At 39.9% G+C, this 18,057-nt stretch carries 14 protein-coding genes; 8 read left to right on the top strand and 6 right to left on the bottom strand.

The window, feature by feature from the left end; all coding sequences use genetic code 11:
* The 3 genes from lolA to lrp all read right to left on the bottom strand — a co-directional run bounded on the left by lolA (position 1) and on the right by lrp (position 4,382).
* On the bottom strand, positions 1–618 hold the full coding sequence (gene lolA, locus ArsFIN_RS06065; RefSeq protein WP_026822391.1) for an outer membrane lipoprotein chaperone LolA: 618 nt from the start codon (positions 616–618) through the stop codon (positions 1–3).
* Positions 619–674: 56 nt separating this feature from the next.
* Entirely contained in the window at positions 675–3,767 is a 3,093-nt protein-coding gene (locus ArsFIN_RS06060) for a DNA translocase FtsK 4TM domain-containing protein (RefSeq protein ID WP_026822392.1), read from the bottom strand.
* 120 nt (positions 3,768–3,887) lie between these two features.
* Positions 3,888–4,382, bottom strand: a complete 495-nt coding sequence (gene lrp, locus ArsFIN_RS06055) for a leucine-responsive transcriptional regulator Lrp (RefSeq protein ID WP_026822393.1) — start codon at positions 4,380–4,382, stop codon at positions 3,888–3,890.
* Between the two features lie 546 nt (positions 4,383–4,928).
* Here lrp and trxB point away from each other — a divergent pair.
* From trxB to infA, 5 genes are all read left to right on the top strand, one after another.
* The gene (trxB, locus tag ArsFIN_RS06050; RefSeq protein WP_026822394.1) at positions 4,929–5,894 is read left to right on the top strand and encodes a thioredoxin-disulfide reductase; all 966 of its coding nucleotides are present in this window, start codon (positions 4,929–4,931) and stop codon (positions 5,892–5,894) included.
* Positions 5,895–6,050: 156 nt separating this feature from the next.
* The gene (cydD, locus tag ArsFIN_RS06045; RefSeq protein WP_026822395.1) at positions 6,051–7,823 is read left to right on the top strand and encodes a heme ABC transporter permease/ATP-binding protein CydD; all 1,773 of its coding nucleotides are present in this window, start codon (positions 6,051–6,053) and stop codon (positions 7,821–7,823) included.
* Position 7,824: 1 nt separating this feature from the next.
* Positions 7,825–9,558, top strand: a complete 1,734-nt coding sequence (gene cydC / locus ArsFIN_RS06040) for a heme ABC transporter ATP-binding protein/permease CydC (RefSeq protein WP_026822396.1) — start codon at positions 7,825–7,827, stop codon at positions 9,556–9,558.
* 28 nt (positions 9,559–9,586) lie between these two features.
* Entirely contained in the window at positions 9,587–10,303 is a 717-nt protein-coding gene (gene aat / locus ArsFIN_RS06035) for a leucyl/phenylalanyl-tRNA--protein transferase (protein ID WP_026822397.1), read from the top strand.
* A 327-nt stretch (positions 10,304–10,630) separates the two neighbouring features.
* Positions 10,631–10,849, top strand: a complete 219-nt coding sequence (gene infA / locus ArsFIN_RS06030; RefSeq protein ID WP_004244560.1) for a translation initiation factor IF-1 — start codon at positions 10,631–10,633, stop codon at positions 10,847–10,849.
* A gap of 68 nt (positions 10,850–10,917) precedes the next feature.
* Here infA and clpA read toward each other — a convergent pair whose 3' ends face one another.
* Together clpA and clpS are read right to left on the bottom strand one after the other, a co-directional pair.
* Positions 10,918–13,203, bottom strand: a complete 2,286-nt coding sequence (clpA, locus tag ArsFIN_RS06025; protein WP_026822398.1) for an ATP-dependent Clp protease ATP-binding subunit ClpA — start codon at positions 13,201–13,203, stop codon at positions 10,918–10,920.
* Positions 13,204–13,229: 26 nt separating this feature from the next.
* The gene (clpS, locus tag ArsFIN_RS06020) at positions 13,230–13,550 is read right to left on the bottom strand and encodes an ATP-dependent Clp protease adapter ClpS (RefSeq protein WP_026822399.1); all 321 of its coding nucleotides are present in this window, start codon (positions 13,548–13,550) and stop codon (positions 13,230–13,232) included.
* Positions 13,551–13,813: 263 nt separating this feature from the next.
* Here clpS and istA point away from each other — a divergent pair, with 263 nt between their 5' ends.
* The 3 genes from istA to cspD all read left to right on the top strand — a co-directional run bounded on the left by istA (position 13,814) and on the right by cspD (position 16,017).
* Positions 13,814–14,854, top strand: a complete 1,041-nt coding sequence (gene istA / locus ArsFIN_RS06015; RefSeq protein WP_135677417.1) for an IS21 family transposase — start codon at positions 13,814–13,816, stop codon at positions 14,852–14,854.
* Complete coding sequence (gene istB, locus ArsFIN_RS06010) at positions 14,841–15,602, top strand: IS21-like element helper ATPase IstB (RefSeq protein WP_135677409.1); 762 nt, start codon at positions 14,841–14,843, stop codon at positions 15,600–15,602. The genes istA and istB overlap by 14 nt, the downstream gene beginning before the upstream one ends.
* Before the next feature lie 202 nt (positions 15,603–15,804).
* Positions 15,805–16,017 (top strand): cold shock domain-containing protein CspD, encoded by a 213-nt coding sequence (cspD, locus tag ArsFIN_RS06005; RefSeq protein ID WP_026823306.1) that lies wholly within the window; start codon positions 15,805–15,807, stop codon positions 16,015–16,017.
* An 82-nt stretch (positions 16,018–16,099) separates the two neighbouring features.
* On the opposite strand, the gene macB is transcribed toward cspD, so the two are convergent.
* A complete protein-coding gene (macB, locus tag ArsFIN_RS06000; RefSeq protein ID WP_026823307.1) occupies positions 16,100–18,046 on the bottom strand; it encodes a macrolide ABC transporter ATP-binding protein/permease MacB in 1,947 nt (648 codons plus the stop codon).
* Positions 18,047–18,057 lie beyond the last annotated feature (11 nt).

Here is an 18,057-nt window from a genome sequence, read left to right as displayed (position 1 = left end):
TCACCTCCTTGATCTCTGATCATCAAGGGTTACACCTTGTGGTGGCACAAATTTAAATTTATCATCATCAACCTGGCTATTTTGCTGACCCTTGAGTTGATATGCACTCATCTGGCCATCTTGCTCTACCGCTGTAAACTGTTGAATAGTCCCATCAGGCTGGACAGTAATGGAAAAATGTTTCAGATTTCCCTTATTTTGTGTTGCAGTCAGCAGGAAATCATCGCCATTTTGGCTAATGTGATAACGTTTCCAATCCTGTGGATCGTTACGGGTGATCAACATAAACGGCGTATCGGTCGTTGCCTCACTCAATAAAGTTACTGTAACCTGCTCAACAAAAGGATTATAGAACCAAAGATTAGTACCATCAGAAACTAACCAACTTTCATCCGGTGATACCATATGCCAGTTAAATAAATTTGGCCGCTTGATCCAGAGCTGACCTTCACCTTGCTGGATTAAATCACCGTCAATACTGGTTACCTTTTGCGCAAAATTAGCATGAAAACTATTTATTTTATTTAGGCGCATTTGCAGTTCTGCAGCCGCATCCGCCCATACCTGGCTAATATGAAAACTTATTGCTAACAAGCCTAACATTATCAGTTTTTTCATCAAGTCACGACCTTTACATTCATCATATTTATTGTTTTTGGGCGAATATTTTTCAATCAATATTCTGCTGGTGGTGGTGTTAAAACTTCGCGATTACCATTGTTCCCTGGTTCACTAACAACCCCTCGCGCCTCCATCTGCTCAACAATTCTGGCCGCTCGATTATAACCAATACGAAATTGTCGCTGCACGCCCGATATAGAGACACGCTGCTTTTCCGTCACAAACTCAACCGCTTGATCAAACAGGGGATCTAGCTCTTCATCACTATCATAACCATTACTACCTTCACCATCTTCACCACCTTTAGTGATATTATCTATATATTCAGGTTTACCTCTCGCTTGCCAATCTTTGACCACATCATGCACTTCTTGATCGCGAACAAAAGCACCGTGAACACGAATGGGAATAGAGGAGTTAGGCGGTAAGTAAAGCATATCGCCCATGCCTAATAAAGATTCGGCGCCACCTTGATCAAGAATGGTGCGAGAATCTATCTTGCTTGACACAGTAAATGCAATCCGAGTCGGTATGTTAGCCTTAATTAAACCGGTAATAATATCAACGGATGGTCGCTGCGTCGCCAAGACTAGATGAATACCGGCCGCTCGCGCCTTTTGCGCCAAACGTGCAATTAGCTCTTCGACTTTTTTGCCGGCAGTCATCATCAGATCAGCAAATTCATCGACCATAACAACAATATAAGGCTCTTTCTTCAGTACTGGATGGCTACTATCCATACTATCGCCTGGTTTCCAAAATGGATCAGGTATTGGGCGTCCCATGCGCTCAGCGGCATTAATTTTATCGTTATAGCCCGCCAAATTTCTTACCCCTAAAGCAGACATAAGTTTGTAGCGACGTTCCATTTCATTAACACACCAACGCAGTGCATTCGCCGCATCTTTCATATCGGTGACAACTTCGGTCAGCAAATGCGGAATGCCTTCATAAATAGAAAGTTCCAACATCTTAGGATCGATCATGATAAAACGGACATCCTCAGGTTTTGCTTTGTACAAGATACTGAGGATCATGGCATTAACCCCAACCGATTTACCCGAACCGGTGGTACCGGCAACTAACAAATGCGGCATTTTTTCTAAATCAGCAATAACGGGTTCACCTTCAATATCTTTACCTAATACAATGGTTAAGGGTGATGGGTTACGGCGAAATTTATCACAATCAAGCACTTCACGTAGATACACCGTCTGGCGCTTTTTATTGGGTAATTCTAAACCGACATAAGGTTTACCCGGTATCACCTCCACAATACGTACCGCAGTTGCCGATAAAGAGCGGGCTAAATCTCTTGATAAGTTAGAAATACGTGCGGCCTTCACGCCAGGGGCTAAGTCCAACTCAAAGCGCGTAATAACCGGTCCAGGTGAAAAGCCAACCACTTCCGCTTTTACCCGATAATCGCTTAAACGCGCTTCAATTAAACGGGATGTCTGTTGCAACGCAAACATATCAACCGGTTCGTTGTGGTTTGGTGGGCTGGCAAGCAGATCTAATGAGGGCATGGGCGTTGTGGGTTTCGGTAATGGTTGATCATTACGTACCAGAAAAGGATGAAAAAGACTTCCCTGCTCAGGTAATGTCTGCGCTACCTTTTGCTTTTTATCTTCATGGGCTAATGATGTTTCGCTGAAATCTTTTGCTACTTGCGCTTGTGGTATTACTTCGTCTTCTGCCAAAGGCCATTTATGCTCAATGTGCGGTTGGTTTTCAACTAACGCGTTTGATTCTGTTTCCTCTGATGTAATGACTTTGTCGTGCACATCAATGTTATCTGTTGGCTGATTAAGATTATTAGTTATATTGGTGTTATAACGCTCATTTTGCTGCTGCAAAAACTGATCACGTAATTTTTCTTCATTCCAATTATCAATACTAAACTCAGAGCCATCCGGCTGGGGCGCGTGATTTTGAAAAGCTTTTTGGTCGGCATCCAATTCCTGCTCTTTTTGTGTCGTTAGACGATTACCATAAAGCTCGCGCCGTGTTGGTAAACGAACAGGATTAGGGCGCGGAAATTCGGGGCCAATACCTTTTTTAATTTGTGATTTTACCGGCGTGAAGGCAGTACTCACGTCAGCTTCCGCATCTATTTTGGTTACTGGGGAAATTAAGGGTTCAGCCAGATCAGCCGCTTCTTTTTGCAAGCCAGCTTGAGAAACGTGATTAGGATCTATCGGTTTATTGAGATCAACTTCATCATCCATTGGAACGGGGATATTTGACGGTTTGCTAAAAATATCTTCGTCATATTTGTCCAATGTTTCTGCCTGAATATCAAGGGCAACTTTGGCTTCATCAGGCGTCAAAAACTGTACCTTATCTGGATACAATTGATCGTTTTTATTATTACTCAATTCTTCTTTCGCTAACTGTTTAATTGGCGCAGTTGAAAAAAGCACATCATCAGGATCAATATAATCTGCTGTGTCTGATGTACCATCGTATAATTTAGCCGGATGAGGTGAGACATAAGATTCTGTTGCTTGATGCTTGTTGTTACTACGAGTACGATTAGTAATAAGCGTTATTGCCGCTAAAACCAGTGCACCAATCTTTTCTGCAATCGTTAACCATGACCAACCCGTAAATAGGGTGAAACTAATCGCCCAAATACAAAGTAGCGTTAACGTGGTTCCTAAAATATTAAACCAAGGTAGAATGGCATTACTAAAAACACTACCAATAATGCCACCGGAGGAAAAATTAGGTAAATCATCAATATTAAGTGCTGCCAAAGCACACGAGGTAATTATTAACGCCAACCCACCGATCAGGCGTAAAGAAAGAACAAAGAAATCCAGACAATTTTGGTTATCGATATCTTTAAATATATTCCAACATCCTAACAACATGACTAATGGTATAGCATAGGCTAAAATACCGAAAACAGAGAAAAGAATATCCGCTGACCATGCACCAATGCCGCCCGCTAAATTTTTAATTGGTTCATTCCAAGTCGTCTGTGACCAGCTAGGATCGGAAGGATGAAAACTTATCAGAGCCACCAGCAAAAAAATCGCCCAGATAGTAATTATCAGTAAAATAACCTCTGTCAGTATCTTGCCATTACTGATCTTTTTTAACTTAATGTTTTTGTCTTCTGTATATTCCTGGCCCAAAACTAACACTCCAGGTCTTTCCTGTTGATTGAAAGGAACAACGCTGAGTAATGCTCAGCGTTGAAACTGTATGCATAAACAGGAGTGTACCTAACTTTTTCCGGTTTTGCATCTATTTGATTAACGTGTCTTAATGACCAAACGATTACTCTGTTTTACCTCTTCCATTACTACATAAGTTCGCGTGTCATTGACACCGGGGAGACGAAGCAAAGTCTCGCCTAACAATTTACGATAGGCAGACATATCAGGAACCCGTGTTTTAAGTAAATAATCAAAATCGCCAGAGACTAAATGACATTCCTGAATCCCCTCCAGTTTTTGCACAACAGCATTAAACTGTTCAAAAACATCTGCAGCACCACGGTTCAAGGTGATCTCAACAAAAACCAATAAAGATGCATCGAGATAGTGTGGATTTAATAAAGCAGTATAACCAGAAATAAAACCTTGACGCTCCAAACGACGCACACGTTCCAAACAAGGGGTCGGCGATAACCCTACTCTCTTAGAAAGCTCAACATTAGAAATACGACCATCCTTTTGTAATTCATTAAGTATGTTCCTATCAATACGATCAAGATCTTTTCCTGGACGCTTTTTGTTATCAATCATTTCGTTATCTCTCTTTTATCTATTTTTTTATACCCATTACATTCCCTATTTTCTTTTCTTATTATTGAATTGGAAAAGATGCAATAAGGTTAAACTCCGCCTGACCATTAGTATTTGTAGTATAATTCATCTTGTAGATAAATCATCTGGTTAGTTTTCAATTTGATAATGAAAAGTAGGATATTTATCTATTTGTTTAAATGATGTTCAATTTCAATTAATCAAATTAGGTAATTAATCCTATAAGATGTTTTCTCAAATACACAACCGATTGTCAAAGATTATGAATAAAAATCAGAACATCATAAGGAAATGAATTTATTATTAACTAATTGTCAATAAGACATCAGAAAAATTCTCACTTTAAAACGTTATTTCACGAAAAATAATCTTTTTTCATGACTCGCCTTAATAAATAAAATGTTAAAACAAGTCAACAAAGAATGATTATTTCCTTATCATCTTTTCATTCAATTTACTTTTTTTAATTTTCCTAATCTCCTACAATCGCCACATTAAATAGATATTCTTACAAATGGAGCCGCCATGAACACCAACAAGCATAGTAAGGTTATTATTCTGGGATCTGGCCCAGCTGGCTATACGGCAGCTATTTATGCCGCCCGAGCAAACTTAAATCCGGTATTAATTACCGGCATGCAACCAGGAGGGCAGTTAACTACCACCACCGAAGTTGAAAATTGGCCTGGCGATCATACCGAGTTAATGGGGCCGGTATTGATGGAACGGATGCTGCAGCATACTAAAAAATTCTCTGCAGAAGAAAATATTATTAATGATCATATTTATGCGGTTGATCTACAGCAACGGCCGTTCCAACTCACGGGCGATGACGGAATATATAGCTGTGATGCGCTTATTATCGCTACCGGCGCCTCAGCTCGCTATTTGGGTTTACCTTCTGAAGAAGCCTTTAAAGGTCGTGGCGTTTCAGCCTGCGCCACCTGCGATGGCTTTTTTTATCGCAAGCAAAAAGTGGCGGTAGTAGGTGGTGGAAATACGGCGATTGAAGAAGCACTTTACCTATCCAATATTGCCGAAAAAGTCCATGTTATTCATCGCCGTGAAACGTTTCGCGCTGAAAAAATTCTCATCCAACGGATGATGGAAAAAGTAAAAACTGGCCATATTGTGTTACATACCAATTTTATCCTTGATGAAGTATTAGGTGACAATAGTGGTGTCACTGGTATCAATTTACGTTCAACCGAAAATGACAATCTAGAGATGCTTGCCGTAACTGGCGTGTTTATCGCTATTGGCCATACCCCCAATACCAGTATCTTTGCCGATCAATTAGTGTTAGAAAATGGCTACATTCAAGTGCAATCTGGCACTAAAGGTAATGCAACCCAAACCTCAGTTGAAGGTGTTTTCGCTGCTGGTGATGTCATGGATCATGTCTATCGTCAAGCCATTACCTCAGCAGGGACTGGTTGTATGGCTGCCCTTGACGCCGAACGTTATTTAGACGCGCTATATCGCAAATAAATGTTACAAATTATAATAATTTTATAAATTTCTATAACAGGCGCTGTCGAAATAGCGCCTTTTTATCTGTAACATACCTATAAAAGTTGATATTAGATAAATTAAAATCAACCCGTTATCCTAATTAACTTATCATCGGTATATAAAATCATCATTATGGATAAACAAAAACAAACTGAGTTGGTTAAATGGTTGAAGCAACAATCAGCACCAGCAAAACACTGGCTACGCTTATCCATGTTACTGGGAGTTATTAGTGGCCTACTTATCGTTATGCAAGCCTGGCTTTTAGCTACCATTTTACAAGCATTGATTGTAGATAATCTAGCTCGAGAACAACTGCTAGTTCAATTTGTATTACTCATTTGTGTATTTACTTTAAGAGCGTTAATTCATTTTATCCGGGAAAGTGTTGGATTTGTTTGTGGCAAAATAGTTCGCCAGCAGATCCGTAGCAGAGTATTAAATAAACTTGACCAATTAGGGCCAATTTGGGTTAAAAATAAACCCGCTGGAAGTTGGGCAACGATCATTTTAGAACAAATTGAGGACATACAGGATTATTATGCTCGCTATTTACCGCAAATCTATTTAGCCGCTATGATCCCAATTATCATTCTGATTGCGATTTTCCCGATTAACTGGGCAGCTGGCTTAATTTTATTTATCACCGCACCTTTAATCCCTTTATTTATGATATTAGTCGGAATGGGGGCCGCTGATGTTAATCGGCGAAATTTTGTGGCGTTAGCCCGATTAAGCGGCAGATTTCTCGATCGTTTACGTGGACTTGATACCTTACGACTTTTTTTCCGTGCCAACAAAGAAGTAAAAGATATTGAACAAGCGACTGAAGAATTTCGCCAAAGAACGATGGAAGTCTTACGTATGGCCTTTCTCTCTTCGGCAGTGTTAGAATTCTTCGCATCAATTTCCATTGCCATTGTCGCAGTTTATTTTGGTTTTTCTTATTTAGGGGAATTGCATTTTGGTAATTATGGCATACCAGTTACCCTTTTTGCCGGCTTTTTGGCCTTGATCCTCGCGCCGGAATTTTTTCAGCCACTACGTGATTTAGGTACTTATTATCATGCTAAAGCACAAGCAGTAGGTGCAGCAGAATCTTTATTTACATTATTAGCCAGCATAGAACAACCTCAACCACAACCACAAAATAATCAGCTAATTACTCCGGTTCAACCATTCACGATTACTGCACAACAGCTAGAAATTTTTTCTCATGACAATGTACGCTTAGCTGGCCCGTTAAATTTCACCCTATTGCCAAATCAGCGGATCGCTGTAGTCGGCCAAAGCGGAGCTGGTAAAAGTTCATTGTTAAATGTGCTACTCGGTTTTCTACCTTATCGTGGCTCGCTAATGGTTAATGGAATTGAACTTAAGGATCTCGATATGACTGATTGGCGCAAACAACTTAGCTGGGTTGGTCAAAATCCCCATTTACCTGCACAAACCATTATTGACAACATATGTCTCCATTCAACTAAAGCTTCCACAGCAGCAATCAATGCTGCGATGGAAAATGCTTATGTAACTGAGTTTACTAAGTATTTACCCGCAGGTGTTAATACCCAAATTGGCGAAAATGCCGCTCGCTTGTCCGTTGGACAAGCGCAACGCATTGCTGTCGCGCGTGCGTTATTAAACCCTTGTCATTTGCTTTTACTGGATGAGCCTGCAGCAAGCCTTGATATGCAAAGTGAGCAACGTGTGATGACAGCACTTAATACAGCATCTACTAAACAAACCACTTTGCTGGTTACCCATTTGCTAGAAGAAGCTGTTACTTACGACCAAATATGGGTCATGGCAAAGGGTTTAATTATTGAACAAGGCACTTATAATGAGCTAAGACAGACTAAAGGGGCTTTTAGCCGCTTGCTAACTTATCGCGCAGAGGAAATATAATATGCGTGTACTACTCCCTTTTCTTGCGCTATATCGACGTCATTGGTTGCTGCTTAATCTTGGTATTTTATTAACCATTGTCGCGGTACTGGCGAGTATTAGCCTACTGACTTTATCAGGTTGGTTTTTAGCCGGAACGGCTCTCGCGGGCACTGCCGGGCTTTATACTTTTAATTATATGCTACCAGCAGCAGGTGTTCGTGGTTCAGCCATTATTCGCACGGCCAGTCGTTACGCTGAACGATTAGTTAACCATGATGCGACTTTTCGTGTCTTAGCCCATTTAAGAGTATTTACATTTCAAAAACTATTTCCACTATCTCCTGGCGCTATCGCACACTATCGCCAAGGAGATATTCTTAATCGTCTGGTCGCTGATGTCGAAAGCCTTGATCATTTGTATCTACGAGTGCTTTCTCCAATATTTGCTGCTTTAGTTATTACTATTTTGCTCACCTTGGCGTTAAGTACATTAGACTTACTTCTTGCTCTTACTTTGGGCACTATTATGCTCTGTTTGCTGATTACTTTACCCTTTTTCTTTTATCAGGCGGGAAAATCTATTGGGCACTATCTCACTATATTTCGCAGTCAATATCGTGCTTATTTAATTAATATTATCCAGGCACAAGCAGAGCTAACTGTTTTTGGCGCATTACCTCGCTTTCGGCAAGTATTGACCAATCTAGAATCCAGCTGGCTAAAACGCCAGCAGCAACAATCTAACTTAACCGCGCTATCACAATCTATTATGATTTTAATTTCCGGCCTTACTGCAACCCTACTAATGTGGTTAGCAGCAACCGGTGTGGGTGAACAGCATAAACCTGGTGCACTTATTGCCCTGTTTGTTTTTTGTACCTTAGCGGCATTTGAAGTTCTTGGACCAGTAGCTGTTGCATTTCAATATTTAGGACAAGTCGTCACTTCTGCAAATCGCTTAATGGAGTTAATTAATCAACAACCGGCAGTGACATTTCCAACTTCCGGCATAACGATGAGTAATAAAGTTGAGATCAAATTGCAAAATGTGCATTTCAGTTATCCTCAACAACCGCAACCGACACTACAAAATATCTCTTTAACACTCAATGCAGGTGAACATGTTGCGCTACTAGGTAAAACCGGTTGTGGTAAATCTACGCTATTACAATTATTAACGCGTGCATGGGATGTTAGTTCAGGCCAAATCTTGATAAATGGCCAGCCAATTAATCACTATAATGAGAAAACATTACGTAAATTAATGGCGGTAGTACCACAACGAACCCATATTTTTAGTGATACCTTACGTAATAATCTGTTAATAGCTAAAGATGATGCAAGTGACACTTTACTGACAAAAGTATTAAAACAAGTCGGTTTAGATAGCCTAATTAAAAATCAAGGGCTGGATAGTTGGATCGGTGAAGGTGGTCGACAGCTTTCAGGCGGTGAACAACGGCGATTAGGTATCGCAAGAGCCCTACTTTATGATGCGCCAGTCATTTTATTAGATGAGCCGACCGAAGGATTAGACGCAAAAACTGAAAAACAGATCCTAATTCAGTTGCAGCAGCACTGTAGCGACAAAACCTTGTTAGTTATTACGCATCGCTTACAAGGACTGGAAAAAATGAATCAAATATATGTGATGGATGATGGAAAAATTATTGAGCATGCTACCCACGAGGAATTATTACAATTGCAAGGGCGCTATTTTCAATATTACCAAGCCAGAATAGTACTCACATAATCACAAAATTCGTTAATAGGATGGTTATATGTTTCAGCTTGATGAGGGATCTTATCTCTTTCCAGCGCCAGAATATGCTCTATCTGACCCCAATGGTTTACTCGCGATTGGCGGTGATCTGGCGGTCGGTAGATTACAAGCTGCCTATTATGAAGGGATTTTCCCTTGGTTTAATCCAACGGAAATTCCATTGTGGTGGTCGCCAGATCCACGTGCAGTGCTCTTGCCAGCAGAAATACACATTAGCCGAACAACCAAAAAAAGAATGCGAAAAACGCCTTATGTCATAACGCTAAATCATGACTTTGAACAAGTTATCGCCGGCTGCGCACAACGGCAAGAAGGAACCTGGATCACCCATCAAATCATAGAATCATATACTGCTTTGCATCAACTAGGTGTTGCGCATTCCGTCGAAGTTTGGCACAACACAAAATTAATTGGTGGACTATATGGTGTTAATGTTGGTAAAATTTTTTGTGGTGAATCGATGTTTAGCCGGGTTAGTGATGGTTCTAAATATGCACTTATTGCTTTTTATCACCATTTCCTGCGTTTCGGCGGTAAACTGTTTGATTGCCAAATAATTAATGCATATACCGCCTCTTTAGGTGTGAGAGAGATCCCTCGGATACAATTTTTAAATTATCTCTATCAATATCGCGACCAAGCTCTTGATAAAGCATGTTGGCAAAAGCAAACGATAACTTTACCTAAGACAGAAGAAACTAATCATTTCGGATGATTAACTGGAAAATATTTTTTGCCTAAACAAAGATAATTGATAGCTGATTAAACACTAATTTGAGGATATAAGTAGCAGAATAATTCATGCTATTGCAAACTAAGTTAGATAGTTTGCTATGACATTGTTGCATTTTATTTTTTATCATTCGCGTTGTTCAAATCGTATACTTGTTGTATATTTTTGTACTATTAAGCTTTAATGGCGTAATTTTCATCTCTTGATAAAAAGTAAAAGTGACTTTACACTCTACACTCCTTTACATAAAGAGGGTTTTTCGGCATTATCTTGCCCGTAAAAAACTTGGTGATTAACTTAGAGGATTAGATGGCCAAAGAAGACAATATTGAAATGCAAGGTACAGTACTAGATACTCTGCCCAATACCATGTTCCGTGTTGAACTAGAAAATGGACACGTAGTTACTGCGCATATTTCTGGCAAAATGCGTAAAAATTATATCCGGATTCTGACGGGCGACAAAGTAACTGTCGAGTTAACACCTTATGATCTGAGTAAAGGCCGCATCATCTTTCGTAGCCGTTGATCGCCTCTTATCTCAAGCTCTTGCCATAGACGATTGGAATATCGCCTATGGTTATAAACCATCTGTAATTAAATTATTGCATCCTCTGGTTTAGTTTTGTGCATACCTTCGAAATGATAGGTTAATTTTTGCGTCTTCTTATTTAGATCAATCTTAACAGCACCACCGCGACTCAACTGGCCAAATAAAAGTTCATTAGCTAAAGGTTTTTTCAGATTATCCTGGATAACCCTTGCCATCGGCCTAGCTCCCATCGCCTTATCATAACCTTTAGTGCAAAGCCATTGACGTGCCGCATTGCTGATTTCAATTGACACGCCTTTTTCATCAAGTTGAGCTTGTAACTCAACAATAAACTTATCAACAACTTGGGCAATAACTTCAGTTGTTAAAGCATTAAACCAAATAATACTATCCAATCGATTACGAAATTCAGGCGCAAAAATTCGTTTTATTTCTGATAATGCATCAGTACTATTATCCTGCTGAGTAAAACCAATTGATTGACGTTGTGTTTCTTGCACACCCGCATTGGTAGTCATCACCAATACAACATTACGAAAATCAGCCTTACGGCCATTATTATCGGTTAATGTCCCATTATCCATCACTTGTAATAAAAGATTAAATACATCAGAATGTGCTTTTTCTATTTCATCTAATAAAACGACTGAATAAGGATGTTTTATAACCGCATCTGTCAATAAACCGCCTTGATCAAAGCCTACATATCCTGGCGGGGCACCAATTAGCCGGCTAACTGTATGGCGTTCCATATATTCAGACATATCAAAACGCAATAATTTAATATCTAATGCTTTTGCCAGTTGCACAGTGACTTCTGTCTTACCTACACCTGTTGGTCCAGCAAATAAAAATGCTCCTATTGGTCTATGACTACTGCCTAATCCCGCCCGATTCATTTTAATCGCTTCACTAAGAGTTTCGATGGCTTGCTCTTGGCCAAATACTAGCAATTTCAATCTATTATCTAGATTTTTCAATCGCTCTTTATCGCTAGAAGAAATTGTTTTTTCAGGAATGCGGGCAATTAGGGAAACAACCGATTCTATCTCCTGTACCCCAATTGTTTTCTTACGTCGGTTTTGTGGCATCAAACGCGTTCTTGCACCCGCTTCATCAATAACATCAATCGCTTTATCCGGTAAATGGCGATCTGTGATATATTTTACTGACAAATCAACCGCAGCTTTAATTGCTTTTGGACTATAACGAACATTATGATGAGCTTCATACTTAGCCCGTAATCCGTTAATAATCTGTACCGTTTCGTCAGCAGAAGGTTCGACGATATCAATTTTTTGGAATCGTCTTGCCAGCGCTCGATCTTTCTCAAAAATATGACTAAATTCTTGGTAGGTAGTTGAGCCCATCACGCGGATCCGACCGCTAGATAGTAATGGCTTAATCAAATTAGCCGCATCAACTTGTCCGCCAGATGCCGCACCAGCACCAATAATCGTATGGATTTCATCAATAAATAGAATACTTTTTTCATCTTTTTCTAACACATTTAATAATGCTTTAAAGCGCTTTTCGAAATCACCACGATACTTAGTACCGGCCAGTAATGAACCGATATCCAGCGCATAAATAGTACAATCTTTCATCACTTCCGGAATATCATTTTGTATGATACGCCATGCTAGCCCTTCGGCAATCGCTGTTTTACCCACCCCAGATTCACCCACTAATAGCGGATTATTCTTTCGTCGACGACAAAGAACCTGGATCGTTCTCTCCAACTCCAACTGACGCCCAATTAAAGGATCAACTTTACCGGCTTTTGATAATTGATTAAGGTTGGTGGTAAAGCTATCCATCCGTTCTTCAACGCCAACTGCCTCTTCATTCTGATAAGCGGCATTAATGGAATCTGACTGGCGATTGTCTGCCTCACTACCTTTGACCATACCATGAGAAATAAAATTAACAACATCAAGCCGACTGACATCGTGTTTACGCAATAAGTAGGCAGCTTGAGACTCTTGTTCGCTAAATATAGCAACCAATACATTGGCACCGGTAACTTCATTACGCCCTGATGACTGAACATGAAATACAGCACGCTGTAGTACTCGCTGAAAACTTAACGTGGGTTGAGTGTCCCGACTATCATCCTCAGGCAATAATGGTGTTGTTTGTGAAATAAAATGCTCCAATTCCTGTCGCAATATCACAAGATCAACTTTGCAAGCTTCTAAAGCTTCCCGGGCGGATGTATTACTGAGCAGCGCCAGCAATAGATGCTCAACCGTCATAAATTCATGCCTGCTATCTCTTGCCTTGGCAAAAGCTACATTAAGACTAAGTTCAAGTTCTTGGTTAAGCATAATCACCTCCCTATAAATTAGTCTAATCAGACTTCTTCTATCGTGCAAAGTAATGGATATTCATGTTCTCTTGCATAAATATTAACTTGCGCGGCCTTTGTTTCTGCAACTTCAGCAGTATAAACCCCACAGATCCCTTTCCCGTGAAAATGAACATCCAACATAATTTGTGTGGCTTGCTCTTCATCAAAAGAAAAGTATTTCTTTAACACTTGTACTACAAAATCCATTGGTGTGAAATCATCATTATTCAAAATCACCTTATACATAGAAGGTGGCTGTAAAGCATGTTCCACTTGTTCCTTGAGCCTGACATCCGTCTGATAATCTGATTGGCACTCACTCATTATGTAAAAATCCAGTTAAATATTTTAATTATACATTTTTCTTAATTATTCTTAGTTTATCACTTTGATGCCCTTTGTGACCAATCATCCTTAAAAAAGTAAATAATAAAAAACAGTGACCTATAGCGTTATCTAAATCAAATTTTAGCAACTGAACCACTTTCTTGGAATATAGTGTCACCGATCATGCAAAACTGATCCACTAACGATCATCTAAAACTGATCCACTTGGTATTATTCGCACATTTTTGTACGGATAATTTATGTTAACCAAGGAGATATTTGTGGATATTCATGTTCGCTTTGCACAAGGACAAAGCCTTCGAAAAATTGCCAGTGAGTTGGGTATATCCCGTAACACCGTAAAACATCATTTACAACAACAGACAATGCCAACTTATGCTAAAAGAAGTCAACAACCGACTAAATTATCCCCCTTTAAACCTTATTTGCTTCAGCGAATTGAACTGGCTAAACCTGATTGGATCCCTGCAACAGTCTTATTTGATGAGGTAGTTGAAAACGGCTATCAAGGTGGTATTGCTCAATTACGCCGATTTGTTTGTCAATTTAAACCAAGCATTGTTCCCGAAGTAGTCGTCCGTTTTGAAACACAGCCAGGTCAACAAATGCAAATCGACTTCACCAGCATCCGGCGAGGTAAAAAATCGCTGAAAGCGTTTGTTGCAACGCTAGGCTATTCGCGTGCGAGTTATGTAAAGTTCTTTGATAATGAACGAGCAGAATCGTGGCAGCAAGGTTTAAGAGAAGCTTTCGACTACTTTGGTGGTGTACCACAGGAAGTATTGTGTGATAACGCAAAATCCCTCATCATCGAACGGGATGCTTATGCAGAAGGTGATCATAAATTACATGTCGAAATGCTTCAAATGTCGAAAGATTACGGGTTTAAATTGAAGGCTTGCAAGCCCTACAGGGCAAAAACGAAAGGGAAAGTAGAGCGCTTTAACCACTATTTAAAAAACAGCTTTATCGTGCCATTAAACACCGACCTTCGTGCTCATAATCTTGAACTGGATATTGAAATAGCTAATGCAAAAGTGGGTCCATGGTTACAACGCGTTGCCCATCAGCGAATTCATGGAACAACGTTAGAGAAGCCAGCAGATAGATTAGCTAAGGAAGTGAAGTCTCTTCTACCCTTACCAGCAAGGGTTTGCCAATCTATCCCACAGACTAATACGCTTAATATCCCTATCGTACCGCCCCTTGAATCTGTCAGTTTGCAACACTCAATCAGCGTATACGAAGCATTACTGGGAGGTGAACATGTTATTGCATGAACAAATTGAACACCTGTGTGAGTCATTGAAATTAAATTCTATTCCGACTCATTGGTCATCACTTGCCGAAAAATGCATTGCCCAAGACAAAAGCTACGGAGAGTTTTTACTGTCCCTGTTAAAATGTGAGCAACAACAACGAGATGAACGAACTCGTAATCTTTTGAGTCGGATGGCAGGATTCCCAGCACATAAAGAACTTAATACGTTCGATTTTAAGTTTGCAACGGGGATCCCCAAACAACACATACAGGAATTAAGCGCATTAACGTTTATTGAACGTAATGAAAATGTCGTGTTGCTTGGCCCAAGCGGTGTAGGCAAAACGCATTTAGCTATTGGGTTAGGATTAAAAGCAGTACAGGCCAAGAAGAAAACCCGCTTTACCACGGCAGCTGAACTGATGTTGCAACTCTCAACTGCCAAACGACAAAATAAGCTCAAACAATATCTATCACGTTCGGTGATGGCCCCGAAGTTGTTGATTATCGATGAGATTGGATACCTGCCGTTTGGGCGAGAAGAAGCAAACCTGTTTTTCAATGTGATTGCCAAGCGTTATGAGCATGGCAGTGTCATATTGACGAGTAACCTATCATTTGGGCAATGGCCAAGTGCTTTTGCTGATGACGCAACATTAACTGCCGCTATGCTTGATCGTTTACTTCATCATTCGCATGTACTGCAATTAAGCGGTGAAAGCTACCGATTGAAAGATAAGCGGCGCTCAGGAGCAATAACTGAGTAAAACAGTGGATCAATTTTGATTGATCGGATTTAGATAAAAAGTGGATCAGTTTTCGGTGATCGTTGACAATATAGTACACTTGACGCCATATATCTTTTTAATACAGTATATTTTATGAACAAGCAATTTTTAGTTCGCTGCAATATAAAATGAGCTGTTCACAGGCACTTGTTTGATAAAACCCTATTATAAAGGATGATGTATGGAGACAGGTACAGTTAAGTGGTTTAATAATGCTAAAGGTTTTGGCTTCATCTGCCCCGAAAATGGTGGCGAAGATATCTTCGCACACTATTCCAGTATCCAGATGGAAGGGTACCGTACATTAAAAGCTGGACAGAAGGTTAATTTTAGTTCAACTAAAGGGCCTAAAGGTAACCATGCCTGCCTTATTATTCCTGTAGAAAATGGATAGGTTGGTTTTCATTGCCTTTAATAATTTGCTATTTTAATCATTGCTCCCAATCTTCTTTTGGGAGCATATAAATCCTTATTTTTCATTCTCTTGCCAAGGCATCAACTGGATTTAATTTTGCCGCATTGCGGGCAGGTAAAAAACCAAAAATAAGGCCAATGACGGTTGAGCAAAGCAAAGCACCGAGTAGTGGCATCAAACTAAAAGCAAATTGCCAATCGGGTAATACTACACGGGCAATAAGTGCGACCAAATAAGAGAGTAAGATCCCTAAAAACCCACCAAACAAACAAATAAAAATCGCTTCTATTAAAAATTGTTGCATAATATCGCTATTTCGCGCGCCGATTGCAATGCGAATACCAATTTCTTTCGTCCGTTCAGTTACTGAAACCAACATGATATTCATAACACCTATACCACCGACTAACAGGGAAATAACAGCGACTAATGTTAAAAACAACTGTAACGTATTAGTCGTTTTTTCTATCGTTTTAATCAATGTATCGAAATTGTAGGTAAAAATATCCTTTTTCCCGTGCAATACCGTCAATAAACGCGTCAATTGTTGTTCTGCTTCTAATGAGCTATAACCCTGTTTAATCCTAATATCGAGATTATCAAAATAAGAGCGATTCATCAGGCGGCTACTCATCGTGGTATAAGGCATCCAGATCTGTAGCATATTGCTATTGCCATACATTGACTTCTGCTCAGCTGCCACACCAACAATAGTAACAGGTATATTGCCAACGAGCATTACTTCACCAACAACCTGTTTGTGCTGAGGGAAAAACATATTTTTGGTATTTTGATCAATAACAATAACCTGTGCATGATGCTTAACCATATCCCTTGTGAGTATTATCCCTTCGCTCATTGGCATAGCATAAACATCAAAATATGACTCTCCAATGCCAAACGCTCTTGCCGCTGAATTTTGATTGCCATAACGTAATCGAACATCAGTACTCATTTTACCTGATATAGCCAAAACAGATGGCTGATTCTGTAACGCATCCACATCGCTTACTTTCAGTGCTCTTCTATCTTGTGGGCTCATGTCACCAAAGCCTCTACCAGGAAAAACAGTGATAGTATTGGTTGCAATTGACTGAATATCGGCCAATACCAGTCCTTTGGCCGCATTGCCAATAACAAGTATACTAACGACCGAGGCAATACCAATAATGATGCCAAGCATGGTGAGTAATGTGCGCATTTTATTAATTAATATCGCTCGCCATGCCATCAGTAACGCTTCTCTAAACTGATTAAGCCATTGCGTCATTGAAATTTGCGATTTTTTGGTAGAAAAAACTGGCGGTAATATTTTTGCGGACTCGCGTTGCACAGAATTACGGATAATTTCGCCATTTTTAATTTCAATTACTCGCTCCGCCTGTTCTGCTATCTGCATATTATGGGTAACCAGAATAACAGTATATCCCTGTTGGCATAGCTGTTTAAGAATAGTAATAACTTCATCACCTGAATAGCTATCCAATGCGCCCGTTGGCTCATCAGCTAAAATAATTTTCCCGCCATTGATTAATGCGCGAGCAATACTCACTCTCTGCTGTTGGCCGCCAGACAATTGCGTCGGATAATATTTAATACGGTCATTCAAACCAAGACGCGTTAATAAGGCAATTGCCCGTTTACGACGTTCTTGTTGGCATGCGCCGGCATAGATAGCTGGAATTTCAACATTCTGTTCGGCCGTCAAGTAGGGTAATAAATGATAACGCTGGAAAATGAAACCAAAATATTCGCGACGTAAAACTGAAAGTTGCTCGTTATCCAGCTCAGCAATATTTTGTCCAGCCAGAAAATATTGGCCGTAACTTGGTTTATCTAAACAACCAAGGATATTCATTAAAGTTGATTTCCCAGAGCCTGAAGCGCCAACAATCGCAACCATTTCCCCAGCATTTATGGTCAAAGAAATATTTTTTAGTACCGCTACTTGCTGTTCGCCTGAACGATAATTACGACCTATATCACACAATTCAAGTAATGCACTCATTCCTTTATCCT

It is taken from the genome of Arsenophonus nasoniae, from assembly GCF_004768525.1.
Lineage (GTDB): Bacteria > Pseudomonadota > Gammaproteobacteria > Enterobacterales > Enterobacteriaceae > Arsenophonus > Arsenophonus nasoniae.
The sequence above is the reverse complement of the archived record's forward strand: the minus strand, read 5'-3'. Positions and strand labels throughout refer to the sequence as shown.

Bases quoted from the DNA above. Each gene is read 5' to 3' on its own strand.
- istB (WP_135677409.1), top strand. From the start codon at position 14,841: ATGTTATTGCATGAACAAATTGAACACCTGTGTGAGTCATTGAAATTA.
- lolA (WP_026822391.1), bottom strand. From the start codon at position 618: ATGAAAAAACTGATAATGTTAGGCTTGTTAGCAATAAGTTTTCATATT.
- istA (WP_135677417.1), top strand. From the start codon at position 13,814: ATGTTAACCAAGGAGATATTTGTGGATATTCATGTTCGCTTTGCACAA.
- aat (WP_026822397.1), top strand. From the start codon at position 9,587: ATGTTTCAGCTTGATGAGGGATCTTATCTCTTTCCAGCGCCAGAATAT.
- cspD (WP_026823306.1), top strand. From the start codon at position 15,805: ATGGAGACAGGTACAGTTAAGTGGTTTAATAATGCTAAAGGTTTTGGC.
- infA (WP_004244560.1), top strand. From the start codon at position 10,631: ATGGCCAAAGAAGACAATATTGAAATGCAAGGTACAGTACTAGATACT.
- cydD (WP_026822395.1), top strand. From the start codon at position 6,051: ATGGATAAACAAAAACAAACTGAGTTGGTTAAATGGTTGAAGCAACAA.
- macB (WP_026823307.1), bottom strand. From the start codon at position 18,046: ATGAGTGCATTACTTGAATTGTGTGATATAGGTCGTAATTATCGTTCA.
- clpA (WP_026822398.1), bottom strand. From the start codon at position 13,203: ATGCTTAACCAAGAACTTGAACTTAGTCTTAATGTAGCTTTTGCCAAG.
- clpS (WP_026822399.1), bottom strand. From the start codon at position 13,550: ATGAGTGAGTGCCAATCAGATTATCAGACGGATGTCAGGCTCAAGGAA.
- lrp (WP_026822393.1), bottom strand. From the start codon at position 4,382: ATGATTGATAACAAAAAGCGTCCAGGAAAAGATCTTGATCGTATTGAT.
- trxB (WP_026822394.1), top strand. From the start codon at position 4,929: ATGAACACCAACAAGCATAGTAAGGTTATTATTCTGGGATCTGGCCCA.
- cydC (WP_026822396.1), top strand. From the start codon at position 7,825: ATGCGTGTACTACTCCCTTTTCTTGCGCTATATCGACGTCATTGGTTG.